9 protein-coding genes and 1 tRNA gene are annotated in these 18,609 nt (G+C 64.9%); 2 read left to right on the top strand and 8 right to left on the bottom strand.

All coding sequences use genetic code 11. The annotated features are described in order from the left end of the window. Positions 1-286: 286 nt before the first annotated feature. From QRN51_RS19575 to QRN51_RS19565, 3 genes are all read right to left on the bottom strand, one after another. Positions 287-360 (bottom strand) — tRNA-Met (locus tag QRN51_RS19575). Between the two features lie 187 nt (positions 361-547). Continuing rightward, positions 548-3,550 (bottom strand): UPF0182 family membrane protein, encoded by a 3,003-nt coding sequence (locus tag QRN51_RS19570; RefSeq protein WP_284991514.1) that lies wholly within the window; start codon positions 3,548-3,550, stop codon positions 548-550. Between the two features lie 133 nt (positions 3,551-3,683). Beyond that, positions 3,684-4,892 carry a YlbL family protein gene (locus tag QRN51_RS19565; RefSeq protein ID WP_502870886.1) on the bottom strand — a complete coding sequence of 403 codons (1,209 nt, stop codon included), beginning with the start codon at positions 4,890-4,892 and terminating at the stop codon, positions 3,684-3,686. Between the two features lie 226 nt (positions 4,893-5,118). Here QRN51_RS19565 and QRN51_RS19560 point away from each other — a divergent pair, with 226 nt between their 5' ends. Next, positions 5,119-6,564, top strand: a complete 1,446-nt coding sequence (locus QRN51_RS19560; RefSeq protein ID WP_284991512.1) for a zinc-dependent metalloprotease — start codon at positions 5,119-5,121, stop codon at positions 6,562-6,564. A 15-nt stretch (positions 6,565-6,579) separates the two neighbouring features. Here QRN51_RS19560 and QRN51_RS19555 read toward each other — a convergent pair whose 3' ends face one another. From QRN51_RS19555 to nudC, 3 genes are read right to left on the bottom strand one after another with little or no spacing between them, the layout of a single operon-like run. Further along, positions 6,580-7,209 carry a M48 metallopeptidase family protein gene (locus tag QRN51_RS19555; protein WP_284991511.1) on the bottom strand — a complete coding sequence of 210 codons (630 nt, stop codon included), beginning with the start codon at positions 7,207-7,209 and terminating at the stop codon, positions 6,580-6,582. Further along, positions 7,209-9,341 carry an ATP-dependent DNA helicase UvrD2 gene (locus QRN51_RS19550; RefSeq protein ID WP_284991510.1) on the bottom strand — a complete coding sequence of 711 codons (2,133 nt, stop codon included), beginning with the start codon at positions 9,339-9,341 and terminating at the stop codon, positions 7,209-7,211. The genes QRN51_RS19555 and QRN51_RS19550 overlap by 1 nt, the downstream gene beginning before the upstream one ends. Further along, positions 9,338-10,324 carry an NAD(+) diphosphatase gene (gene nudC / locus QRN51_RS19545; RefSeq protein ID WP_284991509.1) on the bottom strand — a complete coding sequence of 329 codons (987 nt, stop codon included), beginning with the start codon at positions 10,322-10,324 and terminating at the stop codon, positions 9,338-9,340. The genes QRN51_RS19550 and nudC overlap by 4 nt, the downstream gene beginning before the upstream one ends. A 143-nt stretch (positions 10,325-10,467) precedes the next feature. On the opposite strand from nudC, the gene QRN51_RS19540 reads away from it, so the two are divergent. Continuing rightward, entirely contained in the window at positions 10,468-11,766 is a 1,299-nt protein-coding gene (locus tag QRN51_RS19540; RefSeq protein WP_284991508.1) for a macrolide 2'-phosphotransferase, read from the top strand. Between the two features lie 49 nt (positions 11,767-11,815). On the opposite strand, the gene QRN51_RS19535 is transcribed toward QRN51_RS19540, so the two are convergent. Continuing rightward, positions 11,816-15,346 (bottom strand): ATP-dependent helicase, encoded by a 3,531-nt coding sequence (locus tag QRN51_RS19535; RefSeq protein WP_284991506.1) that lies wholly within the window; start codon positions 15,344-15,346, stop codon positions 11,816-11,818. Further along, positions 15,343-18,606 (bottom strand): ATP-dependent helicase, encoded by a 3,264-nt coding sequence (locus QRN51_RS19530; RefSeq protein WP_284991505.1) that lies wholly within the window; start codon positions 18,604-18,606, stop codon positions 15,343-15,345. Before QRN51_RS19530 ends, QRN51_RS19535 begins: the two co-directional genes overlap by 4 nt. Between the last annotated feature and the right edge of the window lie 3 nt (positions 18,607-18,609).

Raw genomic sequence — 18,609 nt, 5'->3', positions numbered from 1 at the left:
AGCACGATGGGATCTGGAGGATCTTCGGGCAGGAGCAACAGCCCTTGAGGGTGGTTATCCTCCCGTGGACTTGGCGCCGTCCTGACCTTCTTTGCTTTGGGAAAGCGCTTGCGACACGGCAAGTCGCGTCATATCGGCGTCGAGGCGGCGCAAAGAAGGTCAGGACGGAGCTGGCACAGCCTTACCCGGCACATGCCCCACCGATCCCGCACTCCCCCACCCGCGAATCGACGGAAAACAAAAAAATCCGGCACAGTGTTTCCACTGTGCCGGATCTTTTATCCAGTTGCGGGGACAGGATTTGAACCTGTGACCTCTGGGTTATGAGCCCAGCGAGCTACCGAACTGCTCCACCCCGCGTCGCAAGAACTACTTTACCTGCAGGTGAATGTCAGGCCAAATCGAAACGACGTGACCTCCGTCTCCCCCGCCGGGCGGCCACCATGCACGGGCCTCCATATCAAAAGGAAGACCGGGCCAGCCCTGGGTGGGCCGGCCCGGTCTTGCGAAGCCCCCAGCTAAGCCGGAATCGCCCAGCTGGACTTAGCTATTTGCTTGGCGAGGGCGACCCCGTTGGCGAGGCCGACGGGCTAGCCGAGGGGCTGGCACTTGCCGACGGAGCCGGGGTGGCACCAAGCCGGGACTCGGCGTCGAGCGCTTTCTGTATCGCCGCGGACAGGAGGCTCTGCTGGGCACCGTATCCGGCGAAGTCGCCCTTGGCCAGAGCGGCCTGGCCATCCTGGATGGCCTTGTTGGCCTGATCCAGCGCAGCCTTCAGCTGGGCCTGTGCATCCGCCGTCGCAGGTGGCGTAGTAGTCCCCGGCGGAGTTGTGGTCTGGCCGTTATTGGCCGAGTCTCCCGCCGAGGCCCCTGAATCGCCCCCGAAGAGGATCTTCAGCGCACCGTCAAGCGTGGGGGCAAAGCCGACCTTGTCGCCAAAGGCCACGAGCACGCGTTGAAGCGTCGGATAGGAGGTCTCACCAGTGGACTTCAGATACACCGGTTGGACATAGAGCAGGCCTCCGCCCACCGGCAATGTCAAGAGGTTGCCGTTGAGCACATCGGATGCTCCCTGCCTGAGCAGGTTGAGTTCCCGCGACACTTCAGGATCGGAGTTGAACTTGTTCTGGGCCTGTCCTGGGCCTGGAACCTGGGTATCCGTTGGCAATTGGAGTAATCGCAACTGGCCGTAGGTGTCTGCCTTCACCCCCTTTTGGCTACCGGCGTCGGAATCGGCTGCGAGGAAGCCGTACAGGATGTTCCGGGCGGCGCCGTTGACCACCTGTGGAATGAAGGAAGACGTCAGCTGGAAGGCCGGCTTGGTCTGGTCGGGCATCTGCAGGGACATGTAGAACGGAGGCTGCCGGACGGGATCCGTGACCGTGGGGTCGTTCGGAACGCTCCACGCGTCGTTGTTCTGGTAGAAGCTGTCCGCGTTGGTCACGTGGTAGCGCCCAAGCAACTCGCGCTGGACCTTGAACAGGTCCTCCGGGTAGCGGACGTGGCTCATCAGCTGTCCCGACATCTCAGAGTACGGCTTGACCGTGGTCGGGAAAATCTTCTCCCACGCTTTGAGGATCGGGTCCTGGTCATCCCAGGCGTACAGCGTGACCGAGCCGTCATAGGCGTCAACCGTGGCCTTGACCGAGTTCCTGATGTAGTTGACCGCGCTGTTCGGCAGGGCCGCCGTGCGCCCGGAGGTCGTCTGCGAATCGGCCGTAGCGTTTCCCAGTTGCTGCTGCTGGGAGTAGGGGAAGTACTGGCTGGTGGTGTAACCGTCCACGATCCACTTCACCCGGCCGTCGACAACTGCCGGATAGGCGCTTCCGTCAACCGTCAGGTAGGGCGCAACCTTTTGCACGCGCTCACGCGGAGTGCGGTCGTAAAGGATCTGGGACTTCTCGTTGACGCCGTCAGACAGCAACAGGTCCGAGGACTGGAACTTGATCGAGTAGAGGAGGCGGTTGAACCAGTTGCCCACGTTGGGGCCACCGTTGCCGGTAAAGGTGTACTGAGTTTCAGTCGACGTGTCCTTGCCGGCCGGTCGGTCCTGTTCGCGGTGCGGAGCACCGTCGGGGGCGCCGACCACCGAGTAGTCCGGCGAATCTTCACCGAAGTAGATGCGGGGTTGGTAGCTCGCATCGCTGCCAAGGGTACCCATGGACGGAATTCCGGACAGCAGGAAGTCCGGCTTTCCATCAACCGTGAAGGTATTGCCCTTGGCCGCCACGACGCCGTAACCGTGGGTGTAGACGATATGCCGGTTGACCCAGGTCTGCTGGCTGGCGTTCAGCCCGTCCTGGTTCAACTCCCGGACAGCGATTACGGTGTCCTGGGTCTTGCCGTTCACGGTGTAGCGGTCGACGTTCAGGGCCTTGGGGAACTGGTAATACGGACGGTACTGCTCCAGTTGGGAGAACGCCGAGGAAACCAGGTTCGGGTCCAACAGCCGGATGTTGGCGGCTGTCTGGGCATCCTTGGCAAGCGCCCCGGTCTTGGCGTCCGTGGTGGCGTTGTAGGGAGAAACCTTGATCTTGTCCAAACCGTAGGCGGACCGGGTCATGGCTATGTTGCGGTCAATGTACTTGTTTTCGAGCGTCTGCTCCGAGGGGCGGACTTGGAACTGCTGGATGACCCAGGGATAGACACCACCGGCGAGGATGGATGTGATGATCAGCATGGCCGTGCCGATCACGGGCAAGCGCCAACGGCCAATCACGGCGGCCACAATAAAGAGGACGGCCACAAGACCCGCGGCAACGGCCAGGATGGTCTTGGTCGGAATCACAGCGTTGACGTCCGTGTAGAGGGCACCTGCCCAGTGGCCACCGTTGTTCTGGACGGTGCTGTAGACGTCAAGCCAGAAGTTGGCTCCGAGAAGCAGCAGGAAAACGGCCCCGGTCACGGCCAAGTGGATTTGGGCGGCACGGCTGGTGAAGATGCCGCGTTCCATGAGCCGGATGCTGCCATAGAGATAGTGGGTGAGGATTCCCGCGATTCCGGCAATCACCACAACGCTCATGAGGAAACCCGTGACAAAGCCAAGGAACGGCAAAGTCATGAGGTAGAAGCTGATGTCCAAGCCAAACTGGGGATCCGCCTGGCCGAAAGGTACCAGGTTGAAGAACAAGAGCACCGATTGCCACTGGCTCGCGGCCGCGCTGCCAGCGAAGAGGCCGAACAGCACGGGGATGCCGATCATGACCACGCGTCGCACGGGCTCCAGTTGGGCCTGGTACCGATTCAGGTTGTCCCTGACCTCGGAATCCGGAGCGTAGACCGGCCGTGCATGGTAGGCAACGCGGATGGCGTAGAAGACCGGCACGAACATCAGGACGAATCCCGCCAGGAAGATCAGGATCCGGGCAAGGTTCTCCTTGAAATAGACCTCGAAGAAGCCCAACTGCTGATACCAGAGGACGTCTGTCCACACATTGGCGAAGAAAATGAATCCCACCACGGCGACGGCGACGATGATCAAAGTTGGAGTGAGTGCACCCCGTCTCCGCTGCGGTCTTCCGGGCGGGCTGGTGCTGGCTGGACGGGACAAACTCGATACCTCATCGCTGGTCGTCAGTTAACGGTCATCAGTGCGTGTGTTCGTCGGCCCCGGTGCCGGGTAGTAATGGCGGAGGCCGTCATTAGTGCCACGAGTGGCGGTGGAGCTAAGTTCCATCATCAGTCTAGTTGTTGGAGCATGTCGGGAGGCGGGACATATCCTGGCCCGAGGCGAGTCGCTCCACAGCGGATTTCGCGTCCGCGAGGGTGTCCACTTTGACTACCTGCAGCCCGTCCGGAACGTGGCCCACGACCTCGTCGCAATTGGCGGCAGGCGCGAGGAAAAGCGTGGCGCCGCCGCTGCGGGCTCCGCGCATTTTCTGGGCGATTCCGCCAATGGGTCCCACGGTGCCGTCCGGCGAAATGGTGCCGGTGCCGGCCACATGCTTGCCCCCTGTGAGGTCCCCGGGGGTGATGCTGTCGATGATGCCCAGCGCGAACATCATGCCGGCGCTCGGTCCGCCCACCTGGTCCAGGGAGATCTTGACGTCGAACGGGAACGTGAACTTGTACTGAAGCAGTACGCCCAGGATGTACTTGCCGTTTGAGCCCTTGCCCGGAGTAATGCTCACCGTCACCGGTTTGCCGTTACGATCGACGACGACGGCGGCAGGCGCGCCCGCGCCGTCGGCCAATGCGGTTTGGACGACGTTCAGGGACGTGACGGCCTTGCCGTTGATCGACGTGAAGACGTCCCCGGCCTGGAGTTTGCCCGCCGAGGCCGAGCCATCGGACAATCCTGCGACCGCAAGCTTCTGCCCGTACGGGATGTTCTCTTCCTGAAGGGCCGAAGCTATTGCGTTCTCCTGGGACGTGGTCATGGCAAGCGCGCTTTCCTGTTCGGATTGCTGCTTGGTGGTGCCCTTGGGATAGAGAAGTTCTTCGGGGTACACGGCCTTGGAACCGTCCAACCAGGCTTGGAAGGCCTCGAAGATGTTGACTGGTCCGTTGGGGCCCCCGTTGATATAGACGGTAGTCAGGTCCAGATTTCCCTTGGCGGGATACGACGCGTGTCCGGTGATGCTAATGACAGGCTTGTTGTGGTCCATGCCCAAGGTGTTGAACGTCGGTCCGGGAGATTCCACGACGTAGGGAACAGGAAGGACAGCCGCGGCGATTCCCAACACAATGGTCAGTGCCCCGGCGACCAACATCGCGACGTACCGGCCGTCGCGGCGCCGTGCCGGTGGGGGCGCGTCGGGCGCTTCCTGTACCGGCTCCTGCGATGGTGCGGTGTCCCGCTCCGGGGAATGGCCGTCCGATGTCGGGACGTCCTGGGAGTTGGAGGGGCCGAGAGGCTTTCCGGGTTCCCCGGCAGCTCCGGGGCTCGGCAAACTAGTCAATGAAGGACCTCTCCGCGCCGGGGAACCGTGTGTCCGACGCTACCGTTTCGACCCCCTCAGCGCGGAGGCCGGTAAACATACCAACGATCCACCCTACTTGCTGTGCCTGCCAGTCGTGCTTTGCCTAGAGCGAACGACGCGTTCTTGAGGCAGACAGCCCCCGGGCATCGCGGTACCTTGAAAGTGATCACCAGTCACACCGACGATCGGCGGCACCATGACCTCCAACCCCAATACCCCCTCCAATGGAGACGATTCACCCGTGGATCCCTTGGCAGAAATGCTGAAGAACCTGATGGGCGGGCAAGGCATGGGCAACATCGACCCCGCCGAATTGGCAAAAGCCGCAGGACTGCCGAACGACCCGAATATGCTGCAGCAAATGTTCGCCCAAGTGCAGGCCATGATGAGCTCCACTTCCGAGGGCCCCGTCAATTGGCAGCTTGCCCACGAGAACGCCCGCCGTGTTGCCGCCGCCGGCACGGATCCGTCGGTGAATGCCCTGCAGGCCCGCGAAGTCGACGAAGCGCTCCGCCTCGCGGAACTTTGGTTGGATCCCGTCACCGATCTTCAGGCAACGGGCCTCATCGGCCGCGCCTGGTCGCGCGCTGAATGGGTGGAAGCCACCCTCGCCACGTGGAAACGGCTCACTGAGCCGGTGGCCAACAGCATCGCCAATGCCCTGTCGGACGCCCTCACCCAGCAGATGCCGGAAGAAATGAAGGCCATGATGGGCGGCACCTCGTCCATGTTGCAGAACATGGGCGGAGCCATCTTCGGCATGCAACTGGGCCAGGCCATCGGGGCCCTGTCCGCCGAAGTGGTCAGCTCTACCGACATCGGCGTTCCGCTCGCTGATCTTGAGATGGCATTGCTGCCAGCCAATGTGGCGAAGTTCGGCGAAGGCCTGAGCGTCCCGGAGAATGACGTGCGGTTGTTCCTTGCGGTCCGCGAAGCCGCGCATGCCCGGCTCTTCGTACAGGTTCCATGGCTGCGCGGACATCTCCTCGGGGCCATCGAAGCCTACGCCCGAGGCATCCACATCGACTTGTCCCGCGTCGAGGACCTCGCCCGGGACCTCGATCCCGGCAACCCCGAGGGGATTCAAGAAGCCCTGTCCCAAGGTGTGTTCACGCCCGAGCGCACTCCCGAACAATCGGCTGCCCTGGAGAAACTCGAAACTGCCCTGGCGCTGGTTGAGGGCTGGGTGGACGAGCTCACGGCTGCTGCCACCGAGAATATGCTGCCATCCGCCGTCGCACTCCGCGAGACTGTGCGGAGGCGCCGCGCCACGGGAGGACCCGCCGAACACGCGTTCTCCTCGCTGGTGGGACTCGAGCTGCGCCCGCGGCGCCTGCGCGAAGCCGCCGCGTTGTGGGCCGCGCTGAAGGACGAACGTGGAATCGCCGGCCGCGATGCCATCTGGCAGCACCCCGATTTGCTCCCCACGGCACACGACCTCGACGACCCGGCGGGCTTCACCGAACGGCGCCGCCTGGCTGAAGCCAGCGACACCGAAGTGGACGACGCGCTGCAGAAGCTCCTCGAAGGTGGCTACGACGCTCCGAAGGATGAGGAGAACACAGAGGACAGTCCGGAGGCTCCGAAGCCTGAAGACGGAGATTCCCCTGACGACACGGAGCCCGGAGGGCCCAAAGCCTAGCCGCTCCTGAATCGCCTAATCGGCGTCGGCGTCCCAGCCCGCGGCTGGGGCACCGGCGCCTTCTTCATCCGGGCCAAGCCCCCGCGACGTCGCAAAGGCGACGCCCTCCAGGAAGGCCTTTGCCCGCTGTGTTTCGGGGTACGCCTCCAGCAAACGCCAAAACGCGGCGTTGTGCCCGGCCACCAGCAGATGCGCGAGTTCGTGGAGCAGCACATAGTCGATGACCCACTGCGGCATGGGCTGGAGCTTGTCCGAAAGCCGGATGGTCCCGTCCGCCGGAGTTGCCGACCCCCACCGTGACTTCTGGTTGCTCACCCAGCGGACCGACGTCGGGATGGACCGTCCGCCCAGATACTTTGACGATAGTTCCGCGGCATGGGCGGCAAGCGCTGTGTCGCTTGCGGGTCTCCTCCTGCCGGCACCGTGGGCGCCCCGCTCCCCCTGGCGCTTGAGCTTGTCCAGCATCCGCCGGACCCATTCGCTCTCTTGCGCTTTCGTGAAATGGGCGGGAATCGCGACGACGGCGTTCCCGTCCTCCCAGAATGCCGCCACGGTACGGCGGCGGCGGGCTGAGCGACGAACGACGACGGGCGCCCCGTCGTCGGTGGTCAGCGGCAAAGCGGGCTGGCCCGCGGTCCGCGGCACTAGGCAGATCCGTTCTCGACGAGAACTGCCAGCACGGCTTCGCCGTATTTTTCCAGTTTGGAGGGCCCGACACCGGCGAGTTTAGCCAGGTCCTCAAGGGACTCCGGCCGGGCCTCGGCGATGGCAGTCAACGTCGCGTCCGTGAAGACCACATAGGCCGGAACCTCGTTGCTCAGGGCCTCTTCCTTCCGCCATTGACGCAAAGCCTCAAAGGTCTGGTCTTCGTACGTGGGCGGGCACTGGCTGCAGCGACCCACTTTGCGTTCGGCGCCGGTGGCGAGCATCGTGCCGCAGACCCTGCACGACGCCGGTGCCGCCGCCTTGCGCCGTGGCGTGGCGCGGCTGCGCGCGCTGGCTCCGAGCACCGAATCCGGGCGAAGCCCGTCGAGGAAGCGCGAGGGCTTGCGGTTGGCACGGCCACCCGGCGTGCGGGCCGTGGACCAGGACAGGTTCAGGTGCTCGCGCGCCCGCGTGATCCCGACGTAGAGCAGGCGGCGTTCCTCGTCCACGCTCTCGGGAGTGTCCGCGAAGGAAATGGGCATAAGGCCCTCGCTCAAGCCCACCAGGAACACGGCATCCCATTCCAGGCCCTTCGCGGCGTGCAGCGATGCGAGCGTCACGCCCTGGACCGTTGGTGCGTGCTGCGCAACCGAACGTTCCTGGAGTTCGTTGACGAATTCCATCAACGTGAATTCCGGCCCGCGGCTGGCGGCGAGTTCGTCCGCAAGCGCCACGAGCGCTGCGAGCGATTCCCAGCGTTCGCGGAGGGCACCGCCGCTGTGCGGGGCGGCATCCGTGTAGCCGAGCGAAGCCACGATGTCGCGGACCAGTTGGCCGAGCGGCTCCTTCGCGGAATCCTCGGCTACGGCACGCGTGGCGGCGCGCAACTGCAGGATGGCGTCCCGGACCTCCTTGCGCGCGAAGAATCGCTCGCCGCCCCGTAGCTGGTAGCCGATGCCCGCCGAGGCAAGAGCTTGCTCGTACGCTTCCGATTGGCCGTTGGTGCGGAACAGCACGGCAATCTCGCTTGCCTTGGTGCCGGCGTCGATCAATTCCCGGATCCGGCCCGCGACCACCGCCGCCTCGGCCTCGTCATCGGGGCACTCCATGAACCGTGGCTCCGGTCCGGCCGGACGCTGGGCAAGCAACTGAAGGGGTTTGGCCCAAGCGGCGTCGGCAACCGTTCCACCACTGCGGCGGGACCCCAGGAGATCGTTGGCCAACTTCACCACTTGGGGCGTGGAACGGTAGTCACGAACGAGTTTGACGACCGTCGCCGAGGGGTACTGGCCCTTGAATCCCAGGAGATGCTTGGGAGAGGCTCCCGTGAAGGAGTAGATGGTCTGGCTGGCGTCGCCCACGACGCAGAGTTCGTCGCGGCCGCCAAGCCACAGTTCCAGCAGCCGCTGTTGCAGCGGGGAAACGTCCTGGTACTCGTCCACCACGAAGTGCCGGTACTGCTCGCGGACCGTAGCTGCCACTTTCGGGTCTTCCTGGAGGATGCCCACCGTGATCAACAGGACGTCCTCGAAATCGATCACGTTGCGGTCCGTCTTCACGTCCTCGTAGGACTGGAAAACCCGGGCGACGGCTGTGAGGTCGAAACCCCCGGGAGTGCCGCGGCCATGCGCGTTCTCGAGGTAGTTGGCCGGCGTCAGCATGGAAACCTTGGCCCACTCGATCTCCGCCGCGAGGTCACGGATGGAAGCACGATCGGTACTCAGCCGAAGCCGTCGCGCGGCTTCGGCGATCATGTTCGCCTTGTGGTCCAGCAGGTTCGGCAGGACACCGCCGACCGCCTGCGGCCAGAAGAATTGCAGTTGCCTGAGCGCTGCGGCGTGAAAGGTGCGTGCTTGGACGTTTCCGATGCCTAGATCCCGCAGGCGGCTGCGCATCTCGGCGGCGGCCCGGGAGGTGAACGTGACGGCCAGGAGGCGCTGCGGGCTGTAGACACCGGAGTGCACACCATAGGCAATGCGGTGCGTAATCGCCCGGGTTTTTCCCGTCCCCGCTCCGGCGAGGACGCACATGGGCCCGTTGAGGTTGCTGGCGACTTCCCGTTGCTCGGCATCAAGGCCGCCGAGAATCCGGTCCTCGAGTGAAACGGTGTCGCTGAAAATGCCGTCTGTCACTGCTGGAGGTCCTCGATGACGCCGCCGTACCAGTGCTCGATCAAGGAACGCGCAATCGAAAGCCTCGTGGAGATCGTGATCTCGCCGCTGAGCACGGCTGCCTGGAGTTCCGCGCGGCTGAACCAGCGCGCCCGGGTGACCTCGACGCCGTCGGGCCGGGCCTCGACGTCGTCAGTTGTTGCGGTGAACCCGAGCATAAGCGAAGCCGGGAACGGCCACGACTGCGAGCCAAGGTACTGGCAAGCGGTGACCCGTACACCCACCTCTTCCCCGATTTCGCGAACCACGGCCTGTTCGAGCGATTCCCCTGGCTCAACGAAGCCGGCCAGTGTGGAGTAGTTCTTGGCGTCAAGCGGCCCACCTCCACCGAGGAGAAGCCTGCCGTCGGAACCGACCACTGTGACGATGATGGCCGGATCGGTCCTCGGATAGTGCTCCGATTTGTCCCGCGGGCACCGCCGGACCCAGCCGCCGGCTTCGATTTCCGTGGGAGTTCCACACTGCGGGCAGTGGGTATGGGTGGCATGCCAGTTGGAAATCGCGCTGGCCTCGACAAACAAGGCTGTGTCCAGCGCACCAAGGCGGGCGGCTACCTCCCGGAATCCCGCCCAGGAGCCGTCGGCCGGAAGGCCCGCGGCTCCAGGCGAAACCGGCTCAGCAGGCACAAAGAGGACAATTGGGGTTTGCTCCGGGACGGCGGAAGCAGCAAGGGTCCGGCCGAGATAAATGGCAGTGAGCGGTCCGCCGGCGGCCTGGAGGGATTCGAAGAGCGGCGCGGCGTCGCCCAGCCACAGCTTGTCGCCCAGTACGAGCGCTTGGCGCTGCGACACCACCATGGCCTTGGCCGAACCCGAGGAGATCACTTCGTCAAGCATGCCCGGTTTCAGGCGTTCGGCAGATCCGCGGTCAACCATGGCAGGGCGCACCGGAAGAACAGTGTCAATAAGGTGGTTTGCCGGCGCCTGGAACTCGGTGAAACTCATGTACCTACCGTACTGACTCGCACCGACAATTGACATTTGGATCTTTCAGCGACGCATGCCCCTGGATCCGGTTTTCCAGCGGATCTGAAGACTCGCCGCACTGCATCGCTGCCAGAGGCGCTTGTCAATCTACCGTGGAAGACGTGAGAAGAACACCGTTCGAACTGGCCGCTGTAGCTACTGCGGCGGTGCCCGGCCTGACGCCGATGGCTGCCGCCTCTGCCCCGGATGATGCTGCCGATTTCGATTCGGCGCTCCTGCTGGACTCCGAGGGCAAACGGTGGCGTGTCCGTGCGCCGCGCCATCCGGAAGCCAGCGCCCGGCTGGAAACCGAATTCATGATCCTGCGGGCTTTCGCGCCGGCGATCCGGGCCGAGCTGCCCTTTTTGATGCCCACTGTGGCCGGAACGGTGCGCCAAGGCGCGCTGAGCACCTTTGTTTACGCCCACTTGGCTGGGGCCACGCGCAGCATCGAAGAGTTGTCCGCCTGCAGCGATGCCTTGGCCAAGGAGATCGGTGCGGCGTTGGCCGCCGTGCACGACCTCCCCCAATCCCTCGTCAATAACGCCGATCTTCCCAGCTACACGGCCAACGAATTCCGCCAGCGCAAGTTGAACGAGCTGGACCAGGCCGCCACAACGGGCAAGATTCCGTCCTCGCTGCTCCGTCGCTGGGAGCATGCGCTGGAGGACGTGGCGCTCTGGCGCTTCAACCCGTGCGTGGTCCACGGGGACCTCCATGAAGACAACCTGCTGGTCGACGGCGATAGCGTGACGGCCGTGACGGGGTGGACCGATCTGCGCATCGGCGATCCTGCCGATGACTTCGCCTGGCTCGTGGCGTCAAACGAACAGAAGTTTGTTGAGTCCGTCCTCCGGCACTACACGGAAGCCAGACGGGATACACCTGACAGCCACCTGCTGCGACGCTCGGCACTTCTTGCCGAATTCGCCTTGGCCCAGTATCTCGTCAAGGCCTTGGCGGCCGGTCACAGTGAGATGACGGCTGAAGCCGAGGCGATGCTTAAATCCCTCGCCGACGACATCGAGGAGCAAAACGCGTTGGCGGCCGAGGAGGCCGAAGCCGCCGCTGCGGAGCGTGCCGCTGCGGACGGGCTGGCGGCACCGGCAGTTGTCATTGCTTCCGAAGCCAAGGCCCCGGCGGGCGGCCCGGCGAAGCCCACGGTAAGTATCACAGCCATCCCGGAGCCTGCTCACGACGACGTTCCCGAGGTTCGCCCGGAGACGGCCGCGGCAACGCCGTCGGTCACGGTTGAACCGTTGGAGGCCGCCGCCTCAGACGAAGCCGCCGCTGAGCCTGCGGGAGAATCAGCGAACGGGACCGCCTCGACGACGGAGACGGCGTCCGAATCCGACGACACGTCGACGACGGCCCTCCAGGTAGTGGAGCCCGCGCCACTCCAGGACGCCAAGGACCGTTAGTCCATCGTGGTCTAGCTGCCGTGGTTTCGGCTGCCGCGGTTTCGGCTGCCTAGCGGGTTCGGTTGCCCAGCGCGGAAGCGACGATGTTCTCCAGTTCCTCCGCGGTGCACAGGTCGTGGGGCCTCACGACAGAGTCGTCGGCAACGTAGTAAAACGCTGCACTGACCTGCTCCAACGGCACACCCTTGAGGCGCGCCCATGCCAGGCGGTAGACGGCCAGTTGCACGGCGCGGGTCTTGAGTTGCCTGCCGGCCGGGCGCTTGCCCGTCTTCCAGTCCACCAGTTCCCATGTGCCGTCCGCCCCGCGGAACACTGCGTCAATCCGCCCGCGCACCACGACGTCACCGATCCTTGTTTCCACGGGAACCTCGACGAAGGCCGGGGACCGGTGTGCCCATTCTGAATTGCTGAACGTCGCCACCATGTCATCGAGTCCATACGCTTCGTCGATGTGGGAATCGGAGCCGGGTGCTTCGTCGAGATCCAGCATGCCGGTGGTTCCGTAGTATTCCTCCACCCAGGAATGGAAGGCGGTGCCTTTGCGCGCCGAGATCCCGGGTTGCCGGGGCACCGGGCGCCGGAGCTGGGCCAGGACCGCAGCAGGATCGTCTCCGAGATCGACGAACATGGACGCCGAGATGTGTCCGGGCAAATGGACGTCTTGGACGGGTTTCCGCCGCAACTGCCTTTCCAGCAACAGTTCCGCTTCGGCAGCCCAGCCGGCTGCCGTCCCGCGGAGGGACGTCAGCGAGGCATCCATGACAAGCGGCGAATCCGCCCGTAATCCTTCGACTGCGTCCCTGACCCGGATTGCCGCCGCCTCCATGGCAGCCCGCCGGCCCGGGACCAAGCGGAGCCGTTCCCCCGTGCGGGGGTCACTCGGGCCCTCAAGCGGATCGTAGGGGAAGACCGCCACCTCCGTTCCGACTGTCAAAGGGCTCTCCGTGGGCAGCGCGTCTTCGCTAAGGGACTGGGGATGAATGGCGGCGGCCGATGCCCGGCCGGCCTCGCCTCCTGCCTCGCCCGCAAGGCAGGCCAGCTCGGCAAGGAAAGGTGACGTCTCCGCAATGCCTGCCCGGGAACCATTCCACGCGGCACTCGAGGCCCACAGGACGAACTTTGCACGGGTATAGGCAACGTAGGCGAGTCGCCGCTCTTCGGCCTCACCGTGGTGCTGGACTTCCGATTTGAAGTCCTTTTCGGCGTCCAGCCAGCCCTTTTGGTCCGGCTGGTCCAGATCCCATTGAGGGAGGTCCGCCCGGTCGCCACGCAGGGGCCATGGCAAGGCCGCGGTACCGCTGCTCCACCGGGAGTCCCGGTTGCTCGGGAAGGCCCCCGCGTTGAGGCCGGGGACAAAAACAACGTCCCATTCCAAGCCTTTGGACGCGTGGACTGTCAGCAACTGCACTGCCTCGTGGTTCACCTCTGCGTCGGCCATGTCCAGTCCACGTTCTTCTGATGCGGCCGCTTCAAGCCACCCCAGGAAGGCCAGGAGATCAACCCGCTGCGAAGTCTGCAGGAAACCCGCCGCGGCATCATGGAATGCGTCCAGGTTCCGGCGGGCCTGGTGGATGCTCGTCCCGGGCTTGGCAGCGACCTCAATGTCCAGCAGCATGGCACGTTCCACCTCGCCGATCAGCGTGCTCAGATCGTCTCCGATGAACCCCCGCAGGTTCCGAAGCTCCGCAGACAGCCGGCCAAGACGGTCCAAGGCCGCCGGGCTGAGGGAGCGTCCGTGACCGGAAGTCCACCCTGGGCGGGGCAGGAAGTCCAGCGCCTCCACAAGGCTGGCCGCATCAGTAATGTCGCTCTCCACGACTGTCTCCATCGGGCTTTCGTCCGCGTTGGAGGCATCGTCTGCAGTGCCGCCGTCTCCCGAGCCGCCGTGTGATCGCCGCCTGGCAAGGAACTGGGACCAGTCGCGGAAGGCCATCAGATCAGCAGTTCCGATCCGCCACCGGGCGCCTGCCAGCAAACGCATCAGGGCATCGGAACGGCCGGGATCTGCGAGGACCCGGAGCGCAGCCACGAGATCGACTACTTCAGGGGTGTCGAGGAGCCCTCCGAGGCCGACTATTTCGTACGGGATACCCTGGACCTCGAATTCACGCCGCAAGCACTCCATCTGTGCCCGACGGCGGCAAAGCACTGCCATGGTGGGGGAAACCGGCGTACCGTCTGCCGCGGTTTCAAAGACTGTGCGGCGGTAGCGGCGGACGTCCCGGGCAATCGCTGCGGCTTCGTCTTCGTCGGTGGCAAATCGTCCGAGAACAACGCTGCCGTCCGCCGCTGCCGGGCTCGGCTGCAGTGGAGGTACCGCCACAGTACTCTCTTCGGCCCTCGAGCCGGGGGCTCCCTCACTCGCGGCCGCCTTGTTAAGAGGCGCGGCAATGACGTTGGCGGCGGCCAGGATGTTGCGCCCGTTCCGCCAGGCAGTGGTCAGATACGAGGTGGGTGCCGTGGCAAGGGATGCCGGTCCCAAGCCGTCTTCCACCCGGACGGGAAATTCCTGGACAAAGTGGAACAGCTGGCCGGCCGAAGCACCCCTGAAGCCATAGATGGATTGGTTGGGATCCCCTACCGCCGTCACGGCATGCCCTCCCCCGAACAGGCGGGAGAACAGGACAAGTTGCGCGTGCGAGGTGTCCTGGAATTCATCCAACAACACAACCTTGTAGCGGGCCCGCTCGGTGGCGGCCGCCAGGGGTATGTCCTGCGCAATCTTCGCAGCGAGCGCAACGAGGTCTCCGAAATCGAGGACGCCGCGGTTCCTCTTGGCCTCTTGGTAACGCCCCACCATGTCCGCGACGCTGGCCCTGGTCCGCAACATGGCGCGTAGATCGCCGGCAGCTTGGGTTGGGTTCTTTTTCGCGGCGGACATATAGGGCAATTGGGCGAATTCGGACACCCGGTCCATTAACCAGCCCTGAACTTCGGCGGGTTCGCGCAAGTGTTCGGCGCACTCGCCGGCCAACTGCATCACGGCGTTGACCAACGTGGACTTGGCAGCGGTGAAGTGCTCATAGTCGCCGTCGTACGCTTCGACCACTTCGCTCGCAAGCTGCCACGCCTGGGCGCCGCCAAGCAGGACCACATCGCGCTCGATACCCAAGCGCAGGCCGTAGTCGGACACGATACCGCTGGCGTAGGAGTGGTAGGTAGACACTTTGGGTTCAAGCTCGTCGGAGCCTGCAACCCCCTCCGGGAAGCCGTACTCCCCGTTGTCCGAGGATGCGATGCGCTGCAGGGTGGCCAATTTCGCGCGGATGCGGCTGGCCAGCTCCCCTGCGGCTTTACGGGTGAAGGTGACGCCAAGGACCTCTTCGGGGCGAACCCACCCGTTCGCGACGAGCCACACGACACGGTCCGCCATGGTAGCGGTCTTGCCGGATCCAGCGCCGGCGATGACCAGCCGGGGGGTCAACGGTGACGCAATAATGGCGGATTGCTCTTCCGTAGGACGGTTCCGCTCGCCGAGGATATCGGCCAATTCGCCGGGCGAGAATCGAGGTTCCGGCAGTACGGCGGCTTCTTCGGAAGCCTCTCCGGCTTCGATTCCGGCGAGTGTCTGGACGGTCATTCGGTGACCTGCTTTCCCCTGGCGCACAATGGGCAAATATCGGGCAGTCGGCAGCCGTGGCCTCCGTGGCTGCCTTTTGAGGGATCGTGGCGTGCTTCGAAGCTTGCTCCGGCCATGAGCACGGCGGCCTCACTGACGAGGTCCTGCGCCCAGTTATCTCCCGGATCCAGGGGCTCTTGCGCTTGGACCACGGGCGTCTTCGTCTTGGTTCCCAACTGTGCCAGGACTGCACCGCCCGGAAGCCCCGGAACAGGGAGGTCCTGGAACGCCCCGTGCAACACGGCCGCCTGATACGCACCGAGCTGGGGGTGCGTGGCGAGTTCGGCTTTGCCAGGCTGGCGTTTGCCGGTCTTGAGGTCGACAATCACCAGCCTGCCCTCCGTATCTATTTCCAAACGATCCACTTGTCCCCGAAGCACAGCGTTCCGGCCAGCATCGGGGTCCTCGGCACCGTGGCCCAGGCGCACTTCCGGCAGCGGAACCTCGAAGTCCGCTTCGACCGCGGCCAGGCTGCGGCCCTCGCTCCGCATGACAAGGACGTATTGGGCGAGTTTCCGGACCATCTGCTCTGCCCGTTGGAAGTCCAGCCTGCCTTCCCAGTTGTCCTTCATGCCCAGGGTGGGCCAGCGACGCACGAGCTCCGCGACATACTCGGCGCCGGAAGCTTCGGGCAGTTCCTGGGCAATCGCATGGACCAAGGTGCCCAGGCTACGGGCAAAGTCGGTAGCGGCTTCGCCACCTGCCGCTTGGACAAACCAGTCCAAAGGCGATTTGTGCACAGTTTCGACCTTCGAAGGAGAAACGTACACGGTGCCTTCCGCCGGCACTACCGGCGCGTCGCTGCTGAGCGGTGCCAATCCCCACCAGGAATCCGGATGCGCCCCCGGCACTGCAGGCGACGCGGTCGCGAGGTGTGCCAGCACGCGCGCGGCTTCGGCGGCGTCCTCGGCCACGCCCGGTCGGGCAAGCGCGGCGTCGTCCGGCTGAACCCGCTGCCTCAACTCGGCCACCAAGGCACGCAGGGTCATGGGCCGGCCAACCGGAGTGTACTCACGTTGGTACTGCCCCGGCTCCAAAGGCGCCACATAGTCGAGAAAGGCAGACTGCTGCTCGTCTTCCGAAGAAACCGCGGTGCAGATGAGGACTTCCCGGGCACGCGAAACGGCTGTGGAGAAGCTCCGCAGTTCGTCGTAGCGGATATCCCTCAGCCTGCTGAGGGGCCCGCGCTGCAAGGCGTGTTCAACTCCATGCTCCACGGCATCGGCAAACAAAGTACTGCCGAGGAGCTCACCCCGGAGCCTCGTATTGGGCCAGACTCCCTCCTGCAGCCCCGCCACGATGACCACGGCCCACTCCCGCCCGGCCGCGCTGGCCGGCGTCATGAGCTCCACCGCTTCCTCCAACTGGGCCCTGGCGGCAAGGGTGTCCATGGGGAGTTCCTGGCTGAGGAGATATTCTAGGAACTGTTCGGGACCGGAGCCGGGAAGCTGGTCGACATAGCGCTCGGCGGTGTGGAACAAGGCCATCATGGCGTCGAGGTCCCGGTCCGCGCGGGCGCCGGCAGCGCCGCCGTCGAGCGCCATTTCCGTCCAGCGTGAAGCCAGCCCCGTGGCTTGCCACAACGCCCACAAAACCGTCTCCGCGTTGGCTCCGGGTTCGGCGGCCGCCGAACGTCCCGCCGCGATCATGCGGGCCAAACGCCGGGCCGAGCCACCCTCGATGCCCAAAGAACCCAGTGCCCCCGGCTCCAGCAACGCTTCGACCAGCAACGCATCGCTGGACCGTCCACCACCGCCCAAGAGCTCCTCCCGGCGTAAGGATTGGCGCAGGCGGCGCAACTCGATAGCGGTAGCCCCGCCGATCCTCGACGTGAGAAGCGAGACGGCAGACTCAGGCGTCAGATTGGCGGCGTCCAAAACCACCCCGTACACCTCGAGCAGGGGACGGACAGCCACTTCGTCGCGGACAGCGGAATCCGTAACGGGGACACGGACGGGGATTCCCTGACCGCTCAGGTACCGCTGCAGTTGCGCCAATTGCCCGCCGTTGCGCACGATCACTGCGATGTCGCCGAACTCGTAGTTCCCGCGCAGCTGTGCTTCGAGGATGCGTTGTGCCACGTAGCGCAATTCATGGACTGTGGAGGGCAGGACATGTGCTTCGACCCGGCCCGCGGCTTGATTGGCTCCGGAACGTGCCACCTCCGCCGATGCGGGAAGTGGGTCCAGGCGCCGGGCCAGCTGCCCTCCCGCGCGCTGCGAAATACGCGCAGCCACGCCCGTCCACGCTTTTGCGACACCGGGCAGGTGCCGGTGGGTGTGCCATAGAGGAAGCTCCCGAACGACACCTTCAAGGCCGCCGAGAAGCCGCGGGAGTTCGGCGACGAGGTCCGGACGGGCACCGCGGAATCCCTGGACCACGGTGTCCGGGGAGGACGCCACCAAAACGTCCTTTCCTTCGGCGATGTCCGCGAGCAGTTCAAACACTGCGGGATTTGCCTCTTGGACGTCGTCCACGAGTATCAACTGCAGCCGCTCGCGCTCAGCCGCCAGGAATCCGGGCGAGTCCTGGAAGATCTGGCGCGCGGCGGTGATGATTCCGGCCGGGTCGAAGGCTTCCGGCATGCGCAGGTCCAGGACGTCGCGGTACTCCGAATAGAGGTCTGCGGCGGCTATCCAGTCCGGCCTGCCGCATTCGTAGGCGAGCGACGTAAGATCGTCCGCCGTGCGGCCGGATTCGATGATCCGGTCGAAGAGCTGCCGGATCTCCTGCCGGAAGCCACGCGTGGGCAGCGCGGCGGACAAGTCCTGCGGCCAAGGAAGTTCAAAACCCGGCCGGGCGTGCCCCTCCAGCAGTTCCTTGATGATGAGGTCCTGTTCCGGCCCCGAGAGCAACTTGGGCGGCCGCTGCAGCGGCAGCACGCCCTCGGCTTTGGCTCGCCGGATCAGGTCGAAAGCGTATGACGCCCAAGTGCGCGCCGGCGTCGTACTCAAGCTGCGGTCCAAGCGCCCCGTAAAGGTGTCCCGCAACGCCGACGCCGCAAGCCGGCCGGGTGCGAGAATCAGGATCCGTTCCGGATCCACGCCGTCACGCTGAACCCGCCGGACGGCGGTTTCCACCAGCACAGTGGACTTCCCGGTGCCGGGCGCCCCTGGTATCAGGACCGGCCCGGATCCGTGCGGGAGCCCGACGACGGCGGCCTGGTCGGCGGACAACTCCGGCGCTGCGTAGTGGAGCTCGCGCGGCGGAAGCAGGCGCAAGCG

This window comes from Arthrobacter sp. efr-133-TYG-120 (assembly GCF_030209785.1).
Lineage (GTDB): Bacteria > Actinomycetota > Actinomycetes > Actinomycetales > Micrococcaceae > Arthrobacter.
This window is presented reverse-complemented; position numbering and strand designations above follow the sequence as displayed.

Coding starts and splice junctions, on each gene's coding strand:
- QRN51_RS19560 (WP_284991512.1), top strand. CDS start 5,119: ATGACCTCCAACCCCAATACCCCCTCCAATGGAGACGATTCACCCGTG.
- QRN51_RS19535 (WP_284991506.1), bottom strand. CDS start 15,346: ATGACCGTCCAGACACTCGCCGGAATCGAAGCCGGAGAGGCTTCCGAA.
- nudC (WP_284991509.1), bottom strand. CDS start 10,324: ATGAGTTTCACCGAGTTCCAGGCGCCGGCAAACCACCTTATTGACACT.